General features: G+C 70.2%; 19 protein-coding genes. 17 read left to right on the forward strand and 2 right to left on the reverse strand.

The genetic code is table 11. From position 1 onward, the window contains the following. The first annotated feature begins 250 nt into the window (after positions 1-250). Together H1Q64_RS25950 and H1Q64_RS25955 are read left to right on the forward strand one after the other, a co-directional pair. Positions 251-1,111 (forward strand): DMT family transporter, encoded by an 861-nt coding sequence (locus H1Q64_RS25950; protein ID WP_237906741.1) that lies wholly within the window; start codon positions 251-253, stop codon positions 1,109-1,111. 176 nt (positions 1,112-1,287) lie between these two features. Beyond that, positions 1,288-5,592: a response regulator gene (locus tag H1Q64_RS25955; RefSeq protein WP_237906742.1), complete on the forward strand. Its 4,305-nt coding sequence runs from the start codon at positions 1,288-1,290 to the stop codon at positions 5,590-5,592. A 312-nt stretch (positions 5,593-5,904) separates the two neighbouring features. Here the strand turns inward: H1Q64_RS25955 and H1Q64_RS25960 are convergent, their stop codons facing one another. Continuing rightward, on the reverse strand, positions 5,905-8,259 hold the full coding sequence (locus H1Q64_RS25960; RefSeq protein WP_237906743.1) for a DUF3604 domain-containing protein: 2,355 nt from the start codon (positions 8,257-8,259) through the stop codon (positions 5,905-5,907). 206 nt (positions 8,260-8,465) lie between these two features. On the opposite strand from H1Q64_RS25960, the gene H1Q64_RS25965 reads away from it, so the two are divergent. From H1Q64_RS25965 to H1Q64_RS26030, 14 genes are all read left to right on the forward strand, one after another. Further along, positions 8,466-9,191, forward strand: a complete 726-nt coding sequence (locus H1Q64_RS25965) for a GntR family transcriptional regulator (protein WP_237906744.1) — start codon at positions 8,466-8,468, stop codon at positions 9,189-9,191. Between the two features lie 121 nt (positions 9,192-9,312). Continuing rightward, the gene (locus H1Q64_RS25970) at positions 9,313-10,461 is read left to right on the forward strand and encodes a PepSY-associated TM helix domain-containing protein (protein WP_237906745.1); all 1,149 of its coding nucleotides are present in this window, start codon (positions 9,313-9,315) and stop codon (positions 10,459-10,461) included. Beyond that, the gene (locus tag H1Q64_RS25975; protein WP_237906746.1) at positions 10,454-10,912 is read left to right on the forward strand and encodes a hypothetical protein; all 459 of its coding nucleotides are present in this window, start codon (positions 10,454-10,456) and stop codon (positions 10,910-10,912) included. Before H1Q64_RS25970 ends, H1Q64_RS25975 begins: the two co-directional genes overlap by 8 nt. Further along, the gene (locus H1Q64_RS25980) at positions 10,909-11,226 is read left to right on the forward strand and encodes a hypothetical protein (protein ID WP_145703769.1); all 318 of its coding nucleotides are present in this window, start codon (positions 10,909-10,911) and stop codon (positions 11,224-11,226) included. Before H1Q64_RS25975 ends, H1Q64_RS25980 begins: the two co-directional genes overlap by 4 nt. A 22-nt stretch (positions 11,227-11,248) precedes the next feature. Then, the gene (locus H1Q64_RS25985) at positions 11,249-11,812 is read left to right on the forward strand and encodes a DUF6162 family protein (protein WP_237906747.1); all 564 of its coding nucleotides are present in this window, start codon (positions 11,249-11,251) and stop codon (positions 11,810-11,812) included. Further along, entirely contained in the window at positions 11,809-12,741 is a 933-nt protein-coding gene (locus H1Q64_RS25990; RefSeq protein ID WP_237906748.1) for a metal ABC transporter solute-binding protein, Zn/Mn family, read from the forward strand. The genes H1Q64_RS25985 and H1Q64_RS25990 overlap by 4 nt, the downstream gene beginning before the upstream one ends. Further along, positions 12,738-13,466 carry a metal ABC transporter ATP-binding protein gene (locus tag H1Q64_RS25995; RefSeq protein ID WP_237906749.1) on the forward strand — a complete coding sequence of 243 codons (729 nt, stop codon included), beginning with the start codon at positions 12,738-12,740 and terminating at the stop codon, positions 13,464-13,466. Before H1Q64_RS25990 ends, H1Q64_RS25995 begins: the two co-directional genes overlap by 4 nt. Next, positions 13,463-14,353, forward strand: coding sequence for a metal ABC transporter permease (locus H1Q64_RS26000; protein WP_237906750.1), 891 nt, complete (start codon positions 13,463-13,465; stop codon positions 14,351-14,353). Before H1Q64_RS25995 ends, H1Q64_RS26000 begins: the two co-directional genes overlap by 4 nt. Continuing rightward, positions 14,350-15,213: a metal ABC transporter solute-binding protein, Zn/Mn family gene (locus H1Q64_RS26005; RefSeq protein ID WP_237906751.1), complete on the forward strand. Its 864-nt coding sequence runs from the start codon at positions 14,350-14,352 to the stop codon at positions 15,211-15,213. The genes H1Q64_RS26000 and H1Q64_RS26005 overlap by 4 nt, the downstream gene beginning before the upstream one ends. A gap of 353 nt (positions 15,214-15,566) precedes the next feature. Next, on the forward strand, positions 15,567-15,770 hold the full coding sequence (locus tag H1Q64_RS26010; protein WP_237906752.1) for a hypothetical protein: 204 nt from the start codon (positions 15,567-15,569) through the stop codon (positions 15,768-15,770). Between the two features lie 53 nt (positions 15,771-15,823). Continuing rightward, complete coding sequence (locus tag H1Q64_RS26015) at positions 15,824-16,456, forward strand: cysteine dioxygenase (protein WP_237906753.1); 633 nt, start codon at positions 15,824-15,826, stop codon at positions 16,454-16,456. A 20-nt stretch (positions 16,457-16,476) separates the two neighbouring features. Beyond that, positions 16,477-18,081 carry a rhodanese-like domain-containing protein gene (locus H1Q64_RS26020; RefSeq protein WP_237906754.1) on the forward strand — a complete coding sequence of 535 codons (1,605 nt, stop codon included), beginning with the start codon at positions 16,477-16,479 and terminating at the stop codon, positions 18,079-18,081. 23 nt (positions 18,082-18,104) lie between these two features. Next, a complete protein-coding gene (locus tag H1Q64_RS26025) occupies positions 18,105-19,148 on the forward strand; it encodes an ABC transporter substrate-binding protein (protein ID WP_237906755.1) in 1,044 nt (347 codons plus the stop codon). A gap of 10 nt (positions 19,149-19,158) precedes the next feature. Further along, positions 19,159-20,085, forward strand: a complete 927-nt coding sequence (locus H1Q64_RS26030) for a TauD/TfdA dioxygenase family protein (RefSeq protein WP_237906756.1) — start codon at positions 19,159-19,161, stop codon at positions 20,083-20,085. On the opposite strand, the gene H1Q64_RS26035 is transcribed toward H1Q64_RS26030, so the two are convergent. After that, complete coding sequence (locus tag H1Q64_RS26035) at positions 20,054-22,384, reverse strand: tetratricopeptide repeat protein (protein ID WP_237906757.1); 2,331 nt, start codon at positions 22,382-22,384, stop codon at positions 20,054-20,056. The two genes, H1Q64_RS26030 and H1Q64_RS26035, sit on opposite strands and share 32 nt — an antisense overlap. Before the next feature lie 883 nt (positions 22,385-23,267). Between H1Q64_RS26035 and H1Q64_RS26040 the strand changes: the two genes are divergently transcribed. Beyond that, positions 23,268-24,215 (forward strand): TauD/TfdA dioxygenase family protein, encoded by a 948-nt coding sequence (locus H1Q64_RS26040; RefSeq protein ID WP_237906758.1) that lies wholly within the window; start codon positions 23,268-23,270, stop codon positions 24,213-24,215. Positions 24,216-24,293 lie beyond the last annotated feature (78 nt).

The following is a 24,293-nucleotide window of genomic DNA, read 5'->3' on the forward strand; positions in this document are numbered from 1 at the left end:
CATCGGAGGCGCCATGAGTCGGACGCCGATGTCCAAGCTTTCGTGAACATGGCCACGCCTGGAATCCGACGTCGCCGGTTTGATCGGGGCCGCATGCCCATCCCGCTTTCCGTCATGTCCCTCCGGCGTCTGTAATGCTCCCGGTATCAGTACAGTTCGGTGAAATTGTGTGGGACCGTCGCTGTCTCCGCCTGCCTCCGCCGGGCTAGGCTCGCGCCACAACGGGCACGGGATTGGAAAGGATGACGGGATGCGGTGGGTGACGGCAGGCTGGGGCAGCGGGTTGTTGGGCGTGCTCATCTTCAGCGGATCGCTGCCGGCGACGCGCGTCGCGGTGGGCAGCTTCACACCTCTGTTCCTGACCTCGGCACGGGCGCTGATCGCCGCCGTGCTGGCGGCCGTTCTGCTGGCCGTGCTGCGGCAGGCCCGCCCGCTGCGCCGCGACCTCGCGCCGCTCACGGTGGTGGCGCTCGGCGTGGTCGTCGGTTTTCCGCTGCTCACCGCGCTGGCGCTTCGGCACATCACCTCCGCGCACTCCATGGTCTTCATCGGTCTCTTGCCGCTGTCCACGGCGCTGTTCGGCGTTCTGCGCGGTCGGGAGCGGCCGAAGCCGGTCTTCTGGCTGTTCTCGGGTCTGGGCAGCCTCGCAGTCGTCGGCTTCGCCCTGGCGCAGGGCGGCGGCGCGTCGCTGACCGGGGCCGGCCTGATGGTGGCGGCCATCCTGCTCTGCGGGCTGGGCTACGCCGAGGGCGCGGTGCTGTCGCGCCGTCTCGGCGGCTGGCAGGTGATTTCCTGGGCGCTCGTACTGACGATGCCGGTGATGGGCGGGCTGGCGCTCGCGACCATGCCGGACGCCTGGACGGGCATCGAAACCCCGGCCTGGATCGGCCTCGCCTACGTTTCCGTCTTCAGCATGCTGATCGGCTTCGTCTTCTGGTACCGCGGGCTCGCGCTCGGCGGCATCGCCGGGGTCGGGCAGTTGCAGCTGCTTCAACCCTTCTTCGGGCTGTCGCTGGCGGGTCTTCTGCTGAACGAGCCGGTGGCCTGGAGCATGATCGCCGTGACCGGGCTGATTGTGCTGTGCGTCGCCGGAGCGAAGCGCTTCGCCTGAGCGGCGATCCCGCGGCCACTGCTTCCGGGTTTTAAGTCTCGGCCTATGGCTATTGGGCTAACAAATCGTTTCTCGCCGCCGCCCCATGGATCAGCTTAAAGTGGCGTCCCGCTGTGCGGCAATGGCCGCGCCCCTGTTGTAAGGGGGGTTTGGAATAAAGGACGGGACGCCTGCGCATGTCCAACGAGACCGACGTCTCCACCGCTCCCGATTTCCTCGCCAGCGGCGGCGAGATGGGCGCCCAGATGCGCGCGTTCGACTGGGCATCGACGGTGCTCGGTCCGCCCGAGGACTGGCCGCTCAGCCTGAAGACGGCGGTGCGGATCATGCTGACCTCCCGCCAGCCGATCTGGATCGGCTGGGGCCAGGACCTGATCTATCTCTACAACGATGCCTACAAATCAATCATCGGCGGCAAGCACCCCTGGGCGCTTGGGCGGCCAACCTCGGTCGTGTGGCGGGAGATCTGGGGCGACATCGGCCCGATGCTGGCAACCGCCATGACGGGCGACGAGGGGACCTACGTCGAGGGGCAGCTCCTTGTCATGGAGCGCAACGGCTATCCGGAGGAGACCTACTACACCTTCTCCTACAGCCCGGTTCCCGACGACGACGGCAGCCCCGGCGGCATCATCTGCGCCAACTCCGACGACACGCAACGGATCATCGGCGAACGGCAGCTCACCCTGCTGCGCGATCTGGCCGCCGGCACCGCCGACGCCCGGACCCTGCCTGAGGTGTGCGAGCGCAGCGCCCAGGCGCTCGCCACCAACCCGCGGGACATGCCCTTCGCGCTGCTCTATGTGGCCGAGCCCGATGGGGCCAGCGCCGCCCTCGCCGGGTCCTGCGGCATCGGGCGCGGCCATCCTGCGGCTCCGGAAACGCTGGCGGTGGACGGCACGTCGGTGTGGCCCTTCACCCCGACGCTCCATGACCCGGTGCTGGTCGGCGATCTGGCGGCGAAGTTCGGTGCCGACCTGCCGCCGGGCGTCTGGCGCCGCCCGCCGGCCCAGGCCGCGGCGATCCCGATCCCGGCCAGCGGCGAGGCGGGCCGGGCCGGCCTTCTCGTCGTCGGCCTGAATCCGTTCCGCCTGTTCGACGACGGTTACCGGCGCTTCCTGGGACTGGTGGCGGGGCAGATCGCCGCGGCCATCACCAACGTCCAGACCTACGAGGCCGAGCGGCGGCGGGCCGAGATGCTGGCCGAGATCGACCGCGCCAAGACGGTGTTCTTCTCGAACATCAGCCACGAGTTCCGCACGCCGCTGACCCTGATGCTGGGGCCGCTGGAGGAGGTGCTGCAGGCCGAGCCGGAGCGGATGCCGGACCATCGCGAGAACCTGAAGGTGGTCCATCGCAACGGGCAGCGCCTGCTCAAGCTCGTCAACGCGCTCCTGGACTTCTCACGCATCGAGGCCGGGCGGACCCAGGCGCGCTACGAGCCGACCGACCTCGCGTCCTACACGGCGGAACTGGCGAGCGGTTTCCGCTCGGCCTGCGAGCGGGCCGGGCTGAGCCTCGTCGTCGACTGCCCGCCGCTTCCCGGTCCGGTTCATGTCGACCGCGGCATGTGGGAGACGGTCGTCCTCAACCTGCTGTCGAACGCCTTCAAGTTCACCTTCCAGGGCGCGATCGCGGTGTCGCTGAGGCCGGTCGGCGAGGGCGCCGAGCTCCGGGTGAGCGATTCCGGTACGGGCATCCTCGATTCCGAACTGCCGCGCCTGTTCGAGCGCTTTCATCGGGTCGAGGGCGCGCGGGGGCGCAGCCACGAAGGCACCGGCATCGGCCTCGCCCTGGTCCAGGAACTCGTCAAACTGCATGGTGGCACGATCCGGGTCGAGAGCGAGATGGACCACGGTTCGGTCTTCATCATCACCGTGCCGTTCGGCACCGCCCATCTGCCGCAGGAGCGCGTCCTGTCGGAGCCGACCGGCGCCGCGGCCGGCCTGCGCACCCAGACCTACGTCGAGGAGGCGCTGCGTTGGCTGCCCGGCTCGGTCGCCGCCAGTGGCGGAGCGCCGGTCGCGTTGATCGGCGCCGCGGAGACGGTGATGGCGCTGGAGACGGGCGAGTGTCCACGCCTCCTGCTGGCCGACGACAACGCCGACATGCGCGACTATGTGAGCCGCCTTCTCCATGGCCGCTACGAGGTCGAGGCTGTGCCCGACGGTCAGGCGGCCCTGGTGGCGATCCGCGCGAACCGTCCGGACCTCGTTCTGACCGACATCATGATGCCCGTGCTGGACGGCTTCGGCCTGCTGTGCGCGATCCGCGAGGATGCCGACCTGCGCGACCTGCCGGTCATCCTGCTGTCGGCCCGCGCCGGCGAGGAGGCGAGCGTCGAGGGACTGTCGGCCGGCGCCGACGATTATCTGGTCAAGCCGTTCTCGGCGCGCGAGCTGATCGCCCGCGTCGACACCGCCCTGGCCATGGTGCGCCTGCGCCGCGAAGCGGACAACGCGCTGCGCGAGAGCGAGGCGCGCTTCCGCAATCTCGCCGACCACGCCCCGGTGATGGTCTGGGTCACCGAACTCGACGGCTCCTGCACCTATCTCAACAAGTCCTGGTACGAGTTCACCGGACAGACCCCCGAGACGGGGTTGGGCTACGGCTGGCTGGACGCCATCCATCCCGACGACCGGCAGGCGGCGGCGGACGTGTTTCTGGCGGCCAACGCGAAGCAGGAGGCGTTTCGGCTGGAATACCGGCTGCGGCGGACCGACGGGGTCTACCGTTGGGCGATCGACGCCGCCGCCCCGCGCTTCGGCGCGGAGGGTGGATTCCTCGGCTACATCGGTTCGGTGATCGATATTTCCGAGCGCAAGGAGATCGAGGACGCACAACGGCGGCTCAACGACCTGCTGGAGCAGCGCATCGCCTCGGCGATCGCCGAGCGGGAACGGGCTGAGGCGCAGCTTCGCCAAGCCCAGAAGATGGACGCGGTCGGCAAGCTGACCGGTGGGGTGGCGCACGACTTCAACAACCTTCTCCAAGTGATTTCCGGCAACCTCCAGCTTCTGACAAAGGACGTCGCGGGGAACGACCGGGCCGAACAGCGGCTGCAGAACGCGCTGAGCGGCGTTAGCCGGGGGTCGAAGCTGGTTTCCCAGCTCCTCGCCTTCGGCCGCCGCCAGCCCCTCGCCCCCCGCGTGGTCAATCTGGGCCGGCTCGTCCGCGGGCTCGACGAGATGCTGCGCCGCGTGCTCGGCGAGGGCGTTGAAATCGAGACCATGATCACGGGCGGGCTGTGGAACACCTTCGCCGACGAGAGCCAGGTCGAGAACGCGCTGCTCAATCTGGCGATCAACGCCCGCGATGCCATGAACGGGCACGGCCGGCTGACCATCGAGGCCGGCAACGCCTTCCTCGACGATCCCTACGCCGCCCGGCACGCCGAGGTGGAGCCGGGCCAATACGTCATGCTGGCGGTAACCGACACCGGCTGCGGCATTCCGCCGGACGTGCTGGATCACGTCTTCGAGCCGTTCTTCACGACCAAGCCGGAAGGGCAGGGCACCGGCCTCGGCCTGAGCATGGTCTACGGCTTCGTCAAGCAGTCGGGCGGGCACGTCAAGATCTACAGCGAACCCGGTCAGGGTACCACGGTCCGGGTGTATCTGCCGCGCGCGCATCAGGCGGAAGACGTCGTGACGGTGATCGACAACGGGCCGGAGGCGGGCGGGTCGGAAACCGTGCTGGTGGTCGAGGACGACGACGACGTGCGGGCGACCGTGGTCGAGATGATGGCCGATCTGGGCTATCGCGTGCTCAAGGCGCGGGATGCGCAGAGCGCGCTGGCCATCGTGGAAAGCGGCGTGCCGATCGATCTGCTGTTCACCGACGTCGTCATGCCGGGGCCGCTGCGCAGCCCGGACCTGGCACGCCGTGCGAAGGAGCGCCTGCCGGGGATCGCGGTCCTGTTCACCTCGGGCTACACCGAGAACGCGATCGTGCATGGCGGGCGGCTCGATCTCGGCGTCGAGCTGCTGAGCAAGCCCTACACCCGCGAGGCGCTGTCCCGTAAGGTCCGGCATGTCCTGCGCAACCAGCAGCAACGATCCATGGGGCAGGCCGGAAAAAGGGAAGCGACTGCGAAGCCGTTCGCCGAACCCGCGCCGGCGACGGCGGACGGCCGTCAGGGCCTGCGCGTGCTTGTGGTGGAGGACGATGCGCTGATCCGCCTCGTCACGGTGGAGATGCTGACCGGCCTCGGCCACTCGGTCGTCGAGGCGGGCAACGCCGAGGAAGCCTTGTCGATTGCCGAGACCCAGCCCGTCGATGCGCTGCTGACCGACATCAGCCTGCCGGGACAATCGGGAGAGCAGCTGGCCGCTGCGCTGCGCAAACGTCACCCGGCCCTGCCGGTCGTGTTCGCATCGGGGGCCGACCGGGCGCCCGCCGGCGGTGTCCACCTGCCGAAGCCCTACGACGACGCGGCCTTGGCCGAGGCGTTGGACAAGGCGGTGAAGCCGCCCCGCTGAGCGCCCAGTCCGTCGCCGGCGACTACAGCCGGGCCGAGCCCCGGCGCACCAGCCGGGGGCCGGGCGGTGCAGGACCGGCCCGGCCTCCGGCTCGGTGAGGCGGCGTTCCAGCATGCTGCGACACCCTGGCCAGCTTGGCCACCTCCACCGCCGTTGCCCGCCTGCGCTCCCTGGTCACCGGTCTTCCCCTGGCTTTGCGCCGCCGTCCGAGACGCGGCGGAGCGTCGTCAGGGCGAGCCTACACTCGGACGCCCTCCGTCCCGCCATTGCGGACTTGGCGGAGGGCTCGATGAAGGGGGCGGTGGCCTGCGCTCATGGTGTCAGGAACAGGGCCGAGGTCCAGATCCGCGACTGGTCGCGCTGGCGCGCGGTCAGGAACAGCGGGTGCTCGCGGCCCGGGGCGAGGGCGAGGTCGGCGAGCGGGATGCGCCCGGCGAGGTCGCGGGGCAGCTCCGCCTCGGTGACGCGCTCCACCGTCACCTCCAACTCGGTGCCGGGCAGCACGCGGGTGACCCGCCCGGCGTCCGCGTCGGCCAGCAGCGCGTCGCCGTCGATGTCCAGCACCGCTTCCGGGGCGTGCGGGTTGGGCGGCGGAGTCAGCGGGTTGCCGACCTTCACGTAGGTGCCGATGGCGAGCCGCACCTGGATGCGCGCGCCGGCCAGACGCGACAGCGCCAGTTCCACCCCGTCGCTGTCGCCGTGGGTGACGGTGCGGATGGCGACGGTGGTGGCGTCGCGGCGCCAGCAGCCCTGTTCCGGATGGTCGAAGCCGAAGGGCTCGACCCGCTGCACGGCGGCGCCGGTGACGGTGATCCCGCCATCCCAATAGGCGCCGCGGTAACGGTCCTTGATGCGGGCGCCGCCCAGCCGCAGGCGGATCTTCGTTTCCGACAGGCCCAGCTCGCGGTGCAGGTCGCGCTCCCAGACCAGCCGGTCGCCATCGAACAGGCGAAGATTCTCCCACCCGCGGTCACCGAGCAGACGGTAATCCAGCGCGTCGCCCGCGGCGGTCTGAACCACCTCGCCCATCCAGCGGTCGCCCAGCCGCAGGCAGGCGAAGCTGCGTTCCCCGGTCGTCGCGAAGGTCCGCCGCGCCCGCAGCGCCCGGCCCACCGACGCGCGGTCCAGCCGGTCGGCGAAGACGCCGGTCAGCCCGCCGCGTGCCCCGAACACCGCGGTCGCCGGCGCCCCGCCGCCGCAGCGCCCCTGATGCTCGTCGCTGCTCGCCGAGGCGCCGAGCCGGTAGCCGCGGGCCAGAGCCTCGGCGTAGACCCAGTGGAACTGGCCCCACGCGGACCCGATCTCGATCAGCCGCTCCAACTCCGGGTGGTGCCAATCGAGGTTGCAGCGCCGCCCGCCGACATGGGGGATCAGCAGATGGCCCTCCGGGTCGTCCTGATACGCGGCGTAGAGGTCGTCGAGCGGCCAGGCGCCGGGGCGCAGCGCGCCGCGGGTCGACTCGTTCCATTCGAAGGAGCGCACCGGCTGGCCCCGTCCGTCCGCCGGGAAGCGCGGCGGACCGTCGCGCAGGAAGATCACGTTGTGGTCGCCGCCCGCCGCGGAGTTGCCGCACCATTCCGTGCCGGGGTAGCAGACGAAGCGGTCCGGCTCGTTGTAGCGGTCGATCAGGCCGACCGCCTCGGTCCAAGCGCGTTCCGTCACATTGAAATCGTTGGCGGTGTAGCCCAGCACGTCCAGCCCGGCGACGTCGCGCCCGTAGGACAGGTTGTAGGCGGTGTCGTTGGTGCCCACCGTGTCGTTGGAATGGACGTGCAGGTCGGCGTAGACGGCGCGCGGCGCCCCGTCCTCGGCGGTGACGAAGGCTTCGGCGGGGGCGAGGCCCGGCGCCGTCGCGGCGATCCGCCATTCCCCGGCACCGAGGTCGAGCGCCTCGCGCCGGACCAGCCAGCCGTTCGCCTGGGGATCGGGGGCCAGCGCGACCGTCCGTGCGCTTTCGCCCTTCGGCCCGGTGACGGTCAAGGTAGCGTCCAGCGTGGTGTCGAGGCAGCAGTTGCCCCAGGCGTCGTCGGCGCGCAGCAGCAGCGACGCCGGACCGGGGGCGATCAGACGCGGCGCGACCAGCCGCAGGGCGGCGGGAACGCCCGGCACGATGTCGATCACGCAGTCGCCCGGCACCTCCGCGTATTTCTGGCTGCCCAGCGGGTCGATGAAGACGCGGAAGCGGAAACCCTGCTCAACGAAGGTCTGCACCCGCGTGCCCGGCCCGCCCTGGCGCCGGTCGCCCAGCCGGATCACGATGCGGTCGCCGGGGTTCAGGTAGCCGTCGATCACGTCGATGACGATGGCCTTCTGGTAGGGCCGCTCGTGCCCCTTCTGGTCGAAGCGCACCTTCAGCGCCTGCACGGTCGCCGGGCTCTGCCCCGGCACCAGCGGTCCCGCCTCATACTCGGCGGAGACGAAGTTGGCCGCCGTCGGGTCGCTGGTCTGGAACAGCGCCCAGTCCGAATAGAACTTCATCGCCAGCTTGATCCCGGCCCCGTCGGCGAGGCCCGACCCGCCGACCTCGTAGACCAGCGTCACCTCGGTCCACTCGCCGGCCACCAGCCGCCGGTGGGAGCAGGTCGTGGCGCCGAGGAAGGGACGGGCCTTGTTCCGCTCGTAAAGGCCGGCGGGGGCGATGTGGCCGGCGGGGACGGGATCGCTCATGGGACGGGACCTCGGGCAAGGGGGGCGGCGCGCCGCGACGGCTAATACATTGCATAACAAGTTTGATGATACAATATAAGACATGTGTGGTGCGCCACCGGATGACGACGTGCTTGGGGAGGATCGGCGCGCTTGAGCCGGCCGGACTCCGGTGGCATCAAGGCGCGGACACGATCACCACGGGCGGGGAGGGGACGGTGGCCCCGATGCGGGACAGTTTGGTGCGGGAGAACGCGACGGCCCTCTACCGGCAGATCGCCGACCGCCTGCGCGAGGAGATCGCCGCGGGCCGGTTCGAGCCGTCGGGGCGCCTGCCCAGCGAGAGCGAGATCGGCATCCGCTTCGCGGTCAGCCGGGTGACAGTCCGACTCGCGCTCGACCGGCTGGAGACGGAGGGGCTGATCGAGCGGCGGAAGGGCAAGGGCACCTTCACGGTGGGCAAGCGTGTCCGCCATCCGCTAGACCGGCTGCGCAGCTTCCATGAATCCCTGCGCCTCCAGGGGCTGAACGCCAGCATGCGCCACCTGTCGGCCGGGATGACCGCCACGCCGCCGGACCTGACGGGCCAGTTCGGCCCCAGTTGCCTGGAGGTGCGCCGCCTGCATCTGGTGGATGGGGAGCCGGTGGCGCTGGGGCGCAGCCTGCTGTCGGCGGAACTGGCCGGCGTCGATTGGGCGGCGGCGGGAGAGAAGCCGGTCTACGCCATCCTGAGGGAGGTCACCGGACAGCCGGTGGTCGGCGCCGATGTCGAGGTCAAGGCTGAGGCCGCGGGTGCGGCGGTCGCCGAACCGCTCGGCGGGGCGGCGGGGATGCCAGTGCTGGTGATGATCCGGCGATCCTTCTTCGCGGACGGCGCCTGCGCCGACCACGCCGTATTCCACGTCCGTCCGGAGCGCTACAGCTTCGTGCTGTCCCACCGCTGGGAAGGGTGAGGCGGCCGCTGCATCACCGGCCTGAAAACGATAATGAGAATTCTTCGCATTTGGGGGTGAGGCGGGAGGCGTGCCCGTTCGTCTGAGCAGAAGGACCGGTGGTTCCTTCGGAGAGGACGAGATGAGCGTTGGCAAGTCGCGCACGCGGCTGTGGTTCCTGTGGCACTCCTGGTTGGCGATGCCCCTCTGGGCATTCCTGTTCTTTGTCAGCCTGACCGGAACCATCGCCGTGGTCAGCACCGAGATCATGTGGCTGGTCAACCCGGCCATGCGGGCGTCGGGGGCCGGAGAGCCGCTGCCGGCCAGCGCGCTGATCGCCGCCGCCGAGGCTGCGGCGCCGGGCGGGCGGGTGAGTTCGCTGAGCTGGGGCGGCTCGCACATGGCGGTCAGCGCCCGCATGGCGATGCCCGACGGAACCTCCACCACCGCCTGGGTGAATCCGGTCAGCGGGGCGGTGCAGGGAGTGTCCACCGGCAACTCGTTCCAGAGCTTCTTCCGCGCGCTGCACGGCTGGCTCATGACCTTCCCCGTGGGCTGGTATCTCGTGACCTTGCTGGCCATTCCGCTCGTCGGGTCGCTGGTCACCGGGCTGGTGGTCTACAAGCGGTTCTGGAAGTCCTTCTACCAGCCGCGCATCCGCTGGCGGCAGACGCCGCGCGTGATGTGGGGCGACCTGCACCGCGTCGCCGGCACATGGTCGATCTGGTTCATCGCGGTCATCGCGGTCACCAGCCTGTGGTTCCTGATCTACATGATGCTGTTCCATCTCGGGATGGGGCTGGGCGGCGGTAAGGCGCCGGTGCTGCTGGCCCGCGACCAGATCCCGGTGACCGCGACCGCGCCGAGGCCGGACGTCGATGCCATCATGGCCAGCGCCAAGGCGGCCCTGCCGGACATGCGGCTGCGCTACCTGTGGCTGCCCGGCACCGCCTACGACCCGGCGACGGTGGCGGGGTCCAGCGGGCAGGTGCCGCTGCTGCCCGACTATGTCCGGGTGAATCCCTTCACCGCCGAGGTGATCATCATCGAGGGCGGGATGGAGGCGGCCTCCGGCATCGAGCTGACCCGCACCATCATGCGCGCCCTGCACACCGGCGATTTCGGCGGCCTTCCGGTCAAGCTGGTGTGGTTCGCCTTCGGCCTGCTGATGACCACGCTGGTCTTCAGCGGCATGCTGATCTGGATGAAGCGGACCGCCCGCGCCACGGTCGAGGCGGTGCGCGACGTCCGGCGCGGGTCCCGGTTGGCGGAGGGCTCGTCCAATGCGTAGTTATTGGCGGCGCGGCAAGTTCCATCTCAGCGCCCTGATGATGCTGGTGCCGCTGCCCTTCCTCCCCGACTATTTCAGCCCGAAACCGATCTTCGTGCCGCCCGAGATCCGCCGGGACATCGCCGTCGGCCCCTTTCCGGTCACGCTGGCGACCTACGACGAGGCGCCCGCCCGCATGCCGACGGGCGAGCGGATGAAGGAATACCGCATCCACATCCGTCCCGCCGACATCGACCATGTGCGCGGCGTCTTCCTGCGCGTCGGCAAGCCGCGCAGCCTGCGCACCGCGGGCGCGCTCGCCTTCGGCAACCCTTATGAGCGGGAGGCCGACGTGACCGTTCCGGACGAACTGGCCGGCACGGAGGAGCTGTGGGTGACCATGGAGGATTGGAGCGGCGGGGTGCATCAGGCATCCCTGCCGCTGGGCGAGATTTTCGGAGGAAAGCGATGAAAACCCACCGCCTGTTCGCCCTGGCGGGGCTGTTCGCCCTGTGTGCCGCCGGTGCGGCGGAGGCCCATTACCCGATCTGCGAATGCCGGATGGTGGAGGGTGAGACCGTGCAATGCACCGGCGGCTTCTCCGACGGGTCGAAGGCGCCCGGCGTGGTGCTGGACGTCATCGCCTACGACGAGCAGGTGCTGGTCAAGGGCAAGTTGGGGCCGGATTCCACGCTGTCCTTCCAGCGCCCCGCGCAGGACTTCTACGTCCTGTTCGACGCCGGGCCCGGCCACACGGTCGAGATCGAGCACACGGCGATCAAGTAGCGTCCTCAGCGAAGCCGGAACCATGCATCGTCAGATCGTCCGCCGCGCCGGGGCCGAGCGCGAGACCCTATGGGTCCTGCTGGCCGCCGGCGCCATTCTCGCGTCCGCCACCCTGGCGGTCGGGCTGCGCGCCGCTCCGGACGCGGAAGCCCCGCTGGCCGCCCACCTCATCGACTCCCGCACCGGCCTGACCGCGGCCGAGCAAGGCCTCTACGCCGACCTGAAGGCGGCGGGCGAGGAGATCGCCGCCTTGCGGGAGGCGCAGGGCCGGGCGCCGACGCCGGAGGAGTTGGCCGCCGAGGCCCTGCCGCCCTTCGCCGCCGACCCCAGCGCGGCGGCGCGCGGCGGGCACGCCTGGACTCTTGCCGGGACCGGCGACGAGACCGGCGATGGGATCGCCTATGCCGGCGTCTCCGCCGCGCCGGAGCTGGCCGGGTCCCTGGTACTGCGGCTGGACGGCCATGGCGCCGCCATCTGGCTGAAGCGCGCCGCCGAAGTCCCGCCCGCCCCGCCGGAGGACACGGCCCTGACCGCCGCCGGCTGGAAGCGGATCGTCTCCACCTTCACCGCCGGGGTGACCCGATGAGCCTCTTTTCCAACCGCCGGCCGAACCGCCGCTTGATCCTGGCCGGCGCCCTGGCCGCTGCGGCCATGCCCGTTTGCGCCGTCGCGGCTCCCGCCGGGCGTCGCCGCTTCGGCGTCACCCTGCACCCCTACTATTCCTACGTCGCCAACATCGTCGGCGATGCGGCCGAGGTGGTGCCGATCATCCCCGCCGGCTTCAACCCGCACGCCTACGAACCGCGCCCGGAGGACATCCAGCGCATCGGCGGGCTGGACGCCATCGTCCTGAACGGCATCGGTCACGACGATTTCGCCGGGCGGATGATCGCCGCTTCGGCGAAGCCGTCGCTGCCGGTGGTCGAATCCAACGCCGACGTGCCGCTTCTGCCCGCCGCGGGAATGGCGGCGCGGGCGGCGGGGAAGGTGGTCAACCCGCACAGCTTCCTGTCGATCACCAATTCGGTCCTCCAGGTCGCGACCATCGCGCGCGAGCTGGGGCGGCTCGACCCGGCCAACGCCGCCACCTACGCCGCCAACGCCCGCGCCTATTCCCGCCGCCTGCGCCAGTTGCGGGCCGACGCGCTGGCGAAGCTGGCGACGGCGGGCACCGCCAGCCTGCGCGTCGCCACCATCCACGGCGCGTACGACTATCTGCTGCGCGAGTTCGGGCTGGAGGTCTCCGCCGTCGTCGAGCCCGCCCACGGCATCGAGCCCAGCCCGGCCCAGCTCGCCGAGACCATCGCGACGATGCGCAAGCTCGACGTGCAGGTGATCTTCTCGGAGCTGAACTTCCCCAGCGCCTATGTCGAGACGATCCGGCGCGAGACCGGCATCCGGCTCTACGCCTTCTCGCACATCTCGCACGGAGATTACGCGGCGGACCTGTTCGAGCGTGAGATGGCCCGGAACCTCGACACGCTGGTGCTGGCGATGGCCGAGGCGGCGCCGTGACGGGTCCCGCCATCCTGTTCGACCGGGTGGACCTGACGCTGGGGCGCACAGTGATCCTGGACGGCGTGTCCCTGCGCGTCGCGGCGGGCACCGTTCACGCGGTGGTCGGCCCCAACGGCGGCGGCAAGTCGTCGCTGATCCGCGCCCTGCTCGGGCAGGCGCCGCACCGCGGGACCATCCGGCTGGACTGGCCGGGAGACGGGCCGGGCACGGTCGCCTACGTGCCGCAATCGGTCGAGTTCGACCGCGGCCTGCCGCTGACGGTGGAGGATTTCCTGGCCGTGCTGTGCCAGCGCCGCCCCGCCTTCCTCGGGCCGGACCGCCGCATCAATTACGGCGCGGCGCTGGAGCGCGTCGGCATGGCCGGCAAGGCCCGCCGCCGCTTCGGCGCCCTGTCGGGGGGCGAGCGGCAGCGCGTCCTGCTGGCCCAGGCGCTGATCCCGGCGCCGGACCTGATCGTGCTGGACGAGCCGATGACCGCACTCGACGAGGCCGGGATCGCCATCTTCGAAACGCTGCTGGCCGAGCTGTCCGCCGCCGGGACAACCATCCTGTGGGTCGAGCACGATCTGGCCCAGGTGCGCCGGCTGGCGACGCGGGTGACCGGCCTGAACCGGCGCGTGCTGTTCGACGGCGCCCCGCTGGAGATGCTGTCGCCGGAGCGGGTGTTCGACCTGTTCTCGGCCGTCCCGCGCGGCCACGCGGCCGAGAGGATCGCGTCATGAGCTTCGAGGCGTTGCGCGCCCTGGTCCAAGGCTGGGCTGGGGCCGGGCTGTTGCCCGCCGGGCTAACCCACGGCTTTCTCGTCAACGCGCTGCTGTCCGGGCTGGTCATCGGCCCGGTGCTCGGCGGGCTCGGCACGCTGGTGGTGACCAAGCGGCTGGCCTTCTTTTCCGAGGCGGTCGGCCACGCCGCGCTGACCGGCGTCGCCATCGGCATCCTGGTGGGGGAACCCTACACCGGTCCCTACGCCAGCCTGTTCGGCTATTGCCTGCTGTTCGCGCTGCTGGTGAACTACACGCGCAACCGCAGCAACCTGACCGCCGACACGCTGATCGGTGTCTTCCTGTCGGTGTCGCTGGCGCTGGGCGCCAGCCTGCTGCTGATCCTGGCCAGCCGGGTCAACATCCACATCCTGGAGAATGTGCTGTTCGGCTCCGTCCTGACGGTGGACGACCGCGACCTGACCGTGCTGCTGGCGGTGGCCGCCGGGGTCACGGCGCTGATGCTGCCGCTGTTCAACCGGCTGCTGCTGGCCAGCTTCAACCCAGCGCTGGCGCGGGTGCGCGGCGTGCCGGTGAAGGGGCTGGACTATCTGTTCATCGTGCTGGTGACCGTGGTCACCGTCGCGTCGGTCAAGATCATCGGTGCCATCCTGGTGGGGGCGCTGCTGGTCATTCCCGCCGCCGCGGCGCGGGTCGTCGCCTCGTCGCTGCGCGGCTTCTTCCTGCTGTCGGTCGCCTTCGCCAGCGTGGCGGCGGTGGCCGGAATCCTGCTGCCCGTGCAACTGGCCCTGCCGGTGCCGTCGGGCGGCGCCATCATCCTGGCGGCGGGGCTGCTGTTTCTGGGGGCGCTGCTGGCGCGTCTGTTCATGAAGGGGGAAGAGGGATGAAGCGCGTCACGCTCGCGACGCTCCTGCTGCTGTCCACGGTGGCGGGCGCGTCCGCCGAGACGGTGCTGGCCGGGCACCCGGTCACCGCCGGGCTGGCCCAGGCGCTGACGAAGGGCACGCCGGTGGCGGTGGAGGCGGTGGTTCCGCCGGCCATTCCCATGGGGCGCCAGCACGCCTTCCTGAGCGGGCGCGGCGAGGCCAAGCTGGCGGAGGCCGCCCGCAAGGCCGACGCGGTGCTGACCCTGCGCTCCGCCTGGGGCGAGGACCCGCTCTATCCGCTGGCGCGGCGCGCCAACATCCGCCTCGTCGAGATCGACGCCGCCCGGCCGGTGGACGGCTCCTTGCCGGGGATCGCGGTCAGCGGCGGTGCGGCATTCCCCTGGCTGGGCATCGCCAACGCCGGGCGGATGGCCGACATCCTGGCCGCCGACCTGCGGCGCCTCTATCCCGGTTCCGCCGCCGCCATCGACGCGAATCTCGCCGCCCTGAAGCGCGGGCTGCTGATGGTGTCGTCCCGGTCGGCGCAGGCGTTCGCCGCGCTGCCGGACCCGTCGGCGGCGGCCCTGTCCGACCGCTTCGCCACCCTGGCCGCCGATCTCGGGCTGGATCTGCGCCGGGTCTGGACCCGCGACGACCGCGACTGGACGCCGGAACGTCTGGCCGAACTGACCGCCACCCTGAAGGCCGAGGCGATTCCCGTGGTGCTGCACCACCGCCAGCCGGCCCCGGAGATCGCCCAGGCTGTGGCGGACGGCGGCGCCCGACTGATCGTTCTGGACAGTCTGGAGAGCGGTCCGCCGGCGGCGATGGACGCGGCGCTGGCGCGGATTGCCGAACAGCTTGAGGCGGGATTGCGCTGAGGGTTTCTATGCCCTTCCCCAAAGCGGATTGCATTCCGCTTTGGTCCACGACGGCGGTCCCGGCCACACATGAGGCCGAAGCCCGCCCCTCGCGGGAACAGAGTTCCCACTGACGACAGACGGATGCGACGCGTCCGGGCGCAGCGCGACCGGCCGCCGGCGCCGAGCGAAGACACAATGGCCGCCGCTGCCAAAAAAACCTCGTTCGCAGCGAAGGGCGCTTGACGCCGTCCTTAAATCCTATTTTCCTATATGGAAAAAGGTAATTTGCACCAAAGCAAAATGTGGTTCGTGCGCTGCAAGTGTCCGGACGACGCTCCCCATCCTCCCCTTTCCAAGCAAGGAAACCCGGCATGAAGGCTTCGGATGACCTCCAATGGATGCTGATCGCCTCGCTCAGCCCGTCCTGTGCCTTGCCCTTGCCGCTGCCGCCAAGTCCTTCGGACGGCGTGCCGGACCAGGCGCGCAGGAACGAGCCGCCGCTCAGCCATTGGCTGGCCTTGGGGACCGGCGTCGTCCTGGCCGTCCTTCCGATTCTGGTGGCCGCGCTGGCCTGATCCGCAGCCACACCCGGCCTCGGCCGCACCCAATTCCCGGACGGACAACCACCATGACCGATCCCTCCCTTCCCAACCTGTCCCGCCCCAACCTGTCCCGCCTGCGCGGCTTCATTGGCGACTTCACCCGTCTGGTGGAGCGTCTGGACGACGACGAGGCCGCCATTCTTGACTCGGGACGCGGTCTCCTGGCCGGGCTGATCGCCGTGGACGATTGGCTACCCGACGCCTTCGCGCAGCCCGATCCGGTCCATTACCGGCAGTATCTGCTGCATTGCGATCCCCATGAACGCTTCTCGGTCGTCAGCTTCGTCTGGGGGCCGGGGCAGCGCACGCCGATCCACGACCACACCGTCTGGGGCCTCGTCGGCGTGCTGCGCGGGGCGGAGCATTCCCAACGCTACGAACTGCGGGACGGCCCGCCGCTCGCCACCGCCGCCGACCTTCTGCCGGTCGGATCGGTGGAGGCGGTGTCGCCGCGCATTGGCGACGTCCACGCCATTTCCAACGCGCTGACCGACCGTCCCTCGATCAGCATCCACGTCTATGGCGGCAACATCGGCGCCATCCGGCGGTCGGTCTTCGATCCGCTGACCGGCGAGCGCAAGCCCTTCATCTCCGGCTACGCCAACAGCGCCCTGCCCAACCTGTGGGACCGCTCGAAACCCGTTCCGCAAGCCGCATAACAGGTCCCGGAAAGCAAACCATGCCCGACACCGCACCGCTCGCCACCCGCACCGCCGCGGACATCCGCCGCGACTGGATCGACCGCAGGGAGATCGCCCTTCTCGACGCGCGGGAGGAGGGGCCCTATTCGCTGGCCCACCCGCTGTTCGCCGTGTCGGTGCCGCTCAGCCGCGTGGAACTGCTGGCCTACGATCTGCTGCCGCGGCGCGGCGCGCCGATCACCGTCTACGACAACGGCGAGGGCTACGCCGAGCCGGCGGTGCGGCGGCTCCAGGCGCTGGGCTACCACGACGTGACGCTGTTGGAGGGTGGGCTGGCCGGCTGGACCGCCGCCGGGTTCGAGGTCTACCGGGACGTCAACGTGCCCAGCAAGGCGTTCGGCGAGTGGGTGGAGCATCACCGCCACACCCCGTCGCTGTCCGCCGACGAGGTGAAGACGTTGATCGATAGCGGGGCCGATCTGGTCGTCCTCGACGCCCGGCGCTACGAGGAGTTCCAGACCATGGCGATTCCCGGCGGCATCAGCGTGCCGGGGGCCGAGCTGGTCAAGCGCGTCCACGACATCGCGCCCGACCCGCGGACGCTGGTCATCGTCAACTGCGCCGGGCGCACCCGCTCGATCATCGGCACGCAGTCGCTGGTGAACGCCGGCATCCCCAACCGGGTGGCGGCGCTGCGCAACGGCACCATCGGCTGGACCCTGGCCGGGCTGGAGCTGGACCGCGGGCGCGACGGGCGCTTTCCGGCGGTGTCGGCGGAGGGGGACGCCAAGGGCCGCAAGGCCGCCCGCGCGGTGGCCGACCGGGCCGGCGTCGGGCGCATCGACCGCGCGACGCTGGATGCTTTCCGCGGCGACGAGCGGCGCACCCTCCACCTGTTCGACGTGCGCACGCCGGAGGAGTATGAGGCCGGCCATCTGCCGGGCTTCCACCACGCAGCGGGCGGCCAGCTCGTCCAGGCGACGGACGAGTATGTCGCGGTGCGCGGCGCCCGCATCGTGCTGGCCGACGACCCGGCGGGCGGCGGCGGCCCGCGCGCCGACATGACCGCCTCCTGGCTGGCGCAGCTCGGCTGGGAGGTGCATGTGCTGGAGGGCGACGTGGCGTCGCTGGGCCGCGAGAGCGGCCCCGACCGCCGCCGCCTGCCCCCGGTGCCGGAGGCCGGGGCGGAGGCCGTGGCGCCGCGCGACCTGCTGGCCCTGCTGGAGAACGGCGAGGCGGCGGTGATCGACATCGCCCGCAGCCCGCGCTACCGCGCCGGCCATATTCCGGGAGCGTATTTCTCGACCCGCGCGCGTCTGGGCGGCACCATCGCCCGCCTGCCGAAGGGCGTGCGCCCGGTGCTGACCTGCTGGGACGGCACGCTGACCCGCTACGCCGTCGCCGACTTCCCGCCCGGAGCGGTCCCGCTGCTGCTGGAGGGCGGCACGAAGGGCTGGGTGGCGGCCGGACTGCCGCTCAGCACCGGGCTGGAGCGCTTGGGGCCGGAGCCGGACGACGTCTACAAGCGTCCCTACGAGGGCACCGACAACAGTGCCGCCGCCATGCAGGGCTACATCGACTGGGAGCTTGAGCTGGTGGACCAGCTGAAGCGCGACGGCGCCCACAATTTCCGCGTCATCTGACGAACTCCGCAACGGGACACGCCATGACCATTTCCACGCGCTTCTCCGCGCTGGGCCGCCGAGCGCTGCTCGGCTCCGCGCTGCTGCTCGCCGTCGGCTTCACCGGCCTGACACCCGCTCCCGCGAAGGCGGAAGCTACGGAGGTCCGCTTCGCCCGCAACCTCGGCCTCGGCTACCTGCCGCTCTACGTCATGGAGGATAAGGGGCTGGTGGAGAAACACGCCCGCGCCGCCGGCCTGGGCACGGTGACGGTCCGCTACACCCCGCTCGGCAACCCGACGACGATCACCGAGGCCACCCTGTCCGGCAACGCCGATTTCGGGGCGGCGGGCGTGCCGGCCTTCATCATCGCCTGGGACAAGACGAAGGGAAACGCCAACCTGCGCGGGCTGGCCGCCCTGAACGCCCAGCCGGCCTACCTCAACACCAACCGGCCCGAGGTGAAGGGCCTGAAGGACTTCACCGAGACGGACCGCATCGTCGTGCCGTCGGTCCGCGCCTCCTATCAGGCCATCGTGCTGCAGATCGCCGCCGAGCAGGTCTTCGGCCCCGGCCAGCACGCGCGTCTGGACCCGCTGACCGTCTCGCTGGCCCATCCCGACGGCACCGCCGCCCTGCTGTCCGGCCGGACGGAGATCACCGCTCACTTCACCAGCCCGCCCTTCCAGGACCAGCAGCTCCGCGACCCGAAGATCCACAAGGTGCTGAGCAGCTACGACGTGCTGGGCGGGCCGGCGTCCTTCAGCGCGCTGTGGACCTCCGCCGCCTTCCACGAGGCCAACCCGCGGCTGACCAAGGCGGTGCTGGCGGCGCTGGAGGACGCGGTGGCCCTCATCAAGGCCGACCCCAGGGAGGCCGCCCGCGCCTACATCCGCATCGAAAAGTCCAAGCTGGGCGAGGAGGAGGTGGCGGCGATGATCGCCCATCCGGAGGTGTCCTACGACCTCGCTCCGCGCGGCATCGGCATCTTCACCGACTTCATGGCGCGCATCGGCTCGATCCGCAACCGGCCCGCCGACTGGCGCGACCTGTTCTTCGCCGACATCCACGACCGCATCGGAAGCTGAGGGCGTTCCCATGACCCACCCCGCCTTCACCGCCCATCCGGTCTCCCCGACGCTGGGGGCCGAGATCCGCGGGATCGACCTGTCGCGGCCGCTGGACGCGGCCACCGCCGCCGCGCTGGCCCAGGCGCTGGACCGCCATCTGGTGTTGGTGTTCCGCGGCCAGACGCTGTCCGACGCGGACCTCGTCCGGGTGTCCGGCCATTTCGGGCCGCTCGACAAGGCGCCGATCACCGAGCATGGCCGGTTGCACGCGCCGGGCTTCGAGGAGGTCTACGTTATCTCCAACGTCACGGAGCAGGGCCGCCCCATCGGCGCGCTGGGGGCGGGGGAGTCGGTCTGGCACGCCGATATGACCTATCTGGAGACCCCGCCCTACGCCAGCAGCCTCTACGCGCTGGAGGTGCCGGAGGAGGGTGGGGACACCGGATTCATCAGCATGTTCGCCGCCTACGACGCGCTGCCGGAGGATCTGAAGCGGCGGATCAACGGGCTGTCGATCAAGCACGACAGCACGACCAACAGCGGCGGCTATTTGCGGCAGGGCTTCGCGCCTCCGACCGACCTCGCCACCTCGCCAGGCACCGTACACCCGCTGGTCATCGCCCATCCGGTGACCGGGCGCAAGGCGCTGCTTTTGGGGCGCCGTCCGCACGCCTGCATCCCTGGCCTGCCGCCGACGGAGAGCGAAGCGCTGCTCGACGCGGTGTGGGAGGCGGCGGTGCGTCCGGAGCTGTCCTGGCACCACCAATGGCGGGTCAGCGATCTGGTGATGTGGGACAACCGCTGGACCATGCACCGCCGCGATCCCTTTCCCGAGGACCAGCGCCGCCGCATGCACCGCACCCAGATCGCCGTCCCCGCCCTTTCCTTCCGGCAGGGTTTCGCCAGGGGTGTCACGTTCGGGACTATCCCGTCAGAAAATGCTCCAGTCCGGTGATGGCCGCCCGATCGCGATGGACGGTGGGAAGCGCGGCGGTCTGGCGCGCCGTGCGGATGCTCCGCGCCGTGGCATCGCGCCCCAGGCGAACGGCGTCCTCGATGAAGTCGTCGGCACTCCGGGCGACGGCATCGGCCATGCCGAGGCGGTCCAGCAGGGCGGCGGCAAGCCGTCCGCGCATGAAGCGGCCACGCACGGTCACCACCGGAAGCCCGGCCTCCACCGCCTGCAGGGCCGTGTTGAATCCGGAAAAGCCGATGCTGTCGAGATAGACGTCCATCACCCGCAACGTGGCGAGATACGCGTCATGGTCGAGTTGATCGGCGAAGACGCAGTGTTCCCGGCTGTCGATGCCTTGCACGGCGAAGGCCCGTTCCAGCCGGTTCTCCATGCTGCGGCTGACGCTGTCCTGGCTGTGCCGGAAGAACAGGAACCGGCTGCCGGGCACGGCGGCGGCGATGGAGGGAAACACATGGTCGTGCTGGGGCAGGTATTTGAACAGGCTCTGGCTGCACAGGAACGCCGGAGCCCCGTCGGGCAGGCCGAACCGGCCGCGGGTGACCGACACGACGGGCCGCCGGGTGGGTTCCACGTGACAGCCCAGGTTGGGCAGCCGGACGAGGCGCTCGCTGTAGAAGGCGTCGCCGTCCGGCGGCTCCAGCAGGTCGCCCGACAGGTAATGGTCGAGCGTGGGAAGCCCCGTCGTGTCGGGATGTCCCCACGCCACGGCTTGCACCGGTGCGAGGCGTAGCGCCGCGAGCCGATAGGTCATGGGTTCCATGCCGACCTCGGGGAACAGCAGCGCGTCGGGCCGGTCGGCGAGGATGGTCTCCGCCCAGCGTTCCACGGCACCGAGTCCGCGCCGGAACACCGCGCAGCGCGATGCAGCCAGGGCGGTGCATGCGTCCTCTTCCCCGGTGACGTGGTATCCCAGGAGGGTGAAGCGCTCCGGATCGAGTTGGGTGAGCCAGCCGGCCAGGATCGCCCGCCACACCGAATGGTCGTGGAAATAGGACGAGACGACCCCGACCCGCAGTCGCGTGCGGGCCGTCCGGGGGCGGCTGGATGCGTTGGACGCCTTCGGGATGGTCGGGATGCGGTTCCCGAGGCGTGCCGCCATCAGACCGGCCATGATGCCGCCATGGGTCTCCTGCAAAGCCCGGTTGTCCATGCCCTGGTAAGCCAGCAGGAAGGGCAAATGCGCGCCCGCGAGGTCGGAGGCGTTCCGCCGCGCCTCGGCTGGCGCGGTGGGGCCGATCAGCCCGTCGAGCGCGGCGAGGTGGCGTGCGTAGGCTTCCCGTCGGGACGCCAGTTCCGCCTCGTCGACGTAGACATGGCGAAGCTGCCCGATGCACAAGGCCAGCCGGCACCCGGCGTCATCCGGTGCGACCTCCACGCCCCGGGTCAGGAAGCCGGTGGCCGCAACGTCATCGCCTCGGCCAGCGTGGAGCACACCCAACGCGTACAGCAGTCCCGGATGGTTCGGCGCGGCGCGCAACCCATGATCCAACACCCGCGCTCTGTCGGGAGGGCGATGTCCGGACGACGCGCTGCCGAGCCCGAAATAGGCGTCGCCGTCGTCAGGCTGGCAGGCGATCGCCCGACGGAATGCCTCCGTCGCCGCTTCGGTGCGCCCGAGATCGGCGAGTGCCGCGCCGAGATTGACCAGCATCATCGCGGAGCCGGGCGCGAGCCGCGCGGCGCGGCGGAAGGCGATGGACGCCTGCTCCACGGCACCGACGGCGCGCAGGAGGTTGCCAAGGTTGTTGCAGGCCGCGCCATGGGTGGGGTCGAGCGCGATGAGACGGCGATAGGCCGCCGCCGCTTCCGTCGCCTCTCCCCGCGCTCGCAGCATCCGCGCGAGGGAGAAGCACAGGCCGCCGTCCTCGGGCTTCAGGCGCAGGAATTGGCGGAGCACCGACACGGCCTCATCGGTCGGGGGGCCCTGGACCAGGATCGGGGCCAGACCGGCGAGTGTATCCGGGTGGCCGGGGCGCAGCATCAGCGCCCGGCGGTGGAGCGCGGTCGCCTCGTCCACCCGGCCCAGCGCCATGGCCAGCTTGCCGAAGTTGGCGTGGAAGTCGGCGACGTCCGGAGCACTGGCGATGGCGTGGCGGATCCGCGCCATCGCCTCCAACGGGCGGCCCTCCTGCCCGTGGAGCACGCCCAACAGGTGCAGCGCGTGCGGCTGGTCCGGCTCGACGGCAAGGACACGACCGTAAAGCTCCCTGGCCTCCGTCAGTCCGCCCTGGAGATGATACTCGACCGCAAGTTCCAGCGCTTCCTGTACCGTCGCCATGGGGAACTCCCGCCCGCCTCGTCGTTGATCGGAGCCCCCTGTCCGCCACGCCGGCGATCAGGACAGGCAGAATCCGTTCGTGCCGCCTGATGAGGTGCGAAACAGGCTGGGCTGCGCTCTCCCGCTTGCGCGCACCGGACCAGGGTTTGGCCTCATCGACCCGCAGAACGGGCCGCGGTTGTGCTTGCATGGCATCGTCTTAAACCACGAGGTCACAACGGCTGTCGAACGGATTCCGGCCGGTTGCGGTGGCTTTCGCCCCCGCTTGGTCAGGGGGCCGGCGGTTGAGGGCCATTGTCGGTCCGAAGGCGCAAGATGCGCTGTCCACACCATTCTGCGAGCGTCCGGAGAGGACCGTGCATGGCCATCTGACGCGGCGATGGGTTGGAAAAGCCCAATAAAACAATTTTATAATGTCAAAATACATTTCTTACATAAAAAATTCTCAGGCTGTTGACTCATAGACTACTTGTTAAGTAGGTTTATGAGGTCGGCATTAGACACCTCCGGGCGCGGCAATTTGAATCGCAGCTTGCGCCGCGTCATCAACCGCTAAAGCGCCACGATCACGGTCGTGTGTCCTCAAGGGAGTGACCGGACATGCCAATCGTAGCCGATCCCCGCGCCAACCTCCGGCCTTCGGCCGTATCCCGTCCTGCGGGCATGGACGGTTGCCGGAACGGCTGTCGGCGCTGCTGATCGCCGCATCGCCTTCACGAACAGTCCCGGATTGCCCAAGCGCCAGTGGCGGAAGGCCGTGCCTTGCCCGCTCGCTCGCCCACGGTCCGACCGGGACCACCGCCACGCGAATGCGGGGCAAGGAAAAACGGCCGGATCGCACAGACAGAAACGCGGCGGCCGGGCTATCGAAAGGGATGATACGATGACCCAGTTCGCATCCGCCGATGCCATCGGCACCTCCATCGCCCGTCTCGACATTCGTCCCGTCGCGGGGCGCATCGGGGCGGAAATCCACGGTGTCCGGCTGTCCGGCGACCTTTCGCCGGCGACCCTGCGGGCCATCCGGCAGGCGCTGGGCCGCTACAAGGTGCTGTTCTTCCGTGAACAGACCCATCTGGACGAGGCCGGGCAGGAGGCGTTCGGTCGCCAGTTCGGCAACCTCGTGCCGCACCCGACTGTGCCGTCCCTGCCGGGCACCGCCAACATCCTGGATGTGGACGGCAGCCGGGGCGAGCGCGCCAGCTCCTGGCACACCGACGTGACCTTCGTTCCCGGCTATCCCGCCATTTCCATCCTGCGCAGCGTCACCGCGCCGGAGCGCGGCGGCGACACGCTGTGGGCCAACACGGCCGCCGCCTATGCCGAGCTGTCGCCGCCCCTGCGCGATCTTGCGGACCGGCTGTGGGCGCTGCACTCCAACGTCTACGACTATGTCGGCGACCGTCAGAGCGCGTCGGAACAGGGGCTGCACCGCTACCAGACCGTCTTCACCTCCACCCGCTACGAGACGGAGCACCCACTCGTCCATGTCCATGCGGAAACCGGCGAGCGCTCGCTGATCCTCGGCCATTTCGTGCAGCGGATCGTCGGGTTGCCGAGCACCGACTCCCGCCTGCTGCTGGAGCTGTTCCAGAACCATGTCGTCCGCCCGGAGAATGTGGTGCGCTGGCGCTGGTCCGCGGGGGACGTCGCCGTGTGGGACAACCGGGCGACCCAGCACCGCGCCGTGGATGATTACGACGAGCAGCCGCGCATCGTCCGCCGCGTCACCGTCACCGGGGAACCGCCGGTCGCCGTGGACGGCCGGCGGAGCTTCCTGCGCTCGGTCACGCCGCCGCAGTCCGCCTCCTCGTCCATCGCCGCCGAATAACCGCTTCACCGGAACCCTCTCTCCTCAGGGGAGAGGGGGCTTCGACGCGATGGCTTTCCTTCATCCCATTCTTTGCTG

It is taken from the genome of Azospirillum brasilense (assembly GCF_022023855.1).
Classification (GTDB): Bacteria; Pseudomonadota; Alphaproteobacteria; order Azospirillales; family Azospirillaceae; genus Azospirillum; species Azospirillum brasilense_F.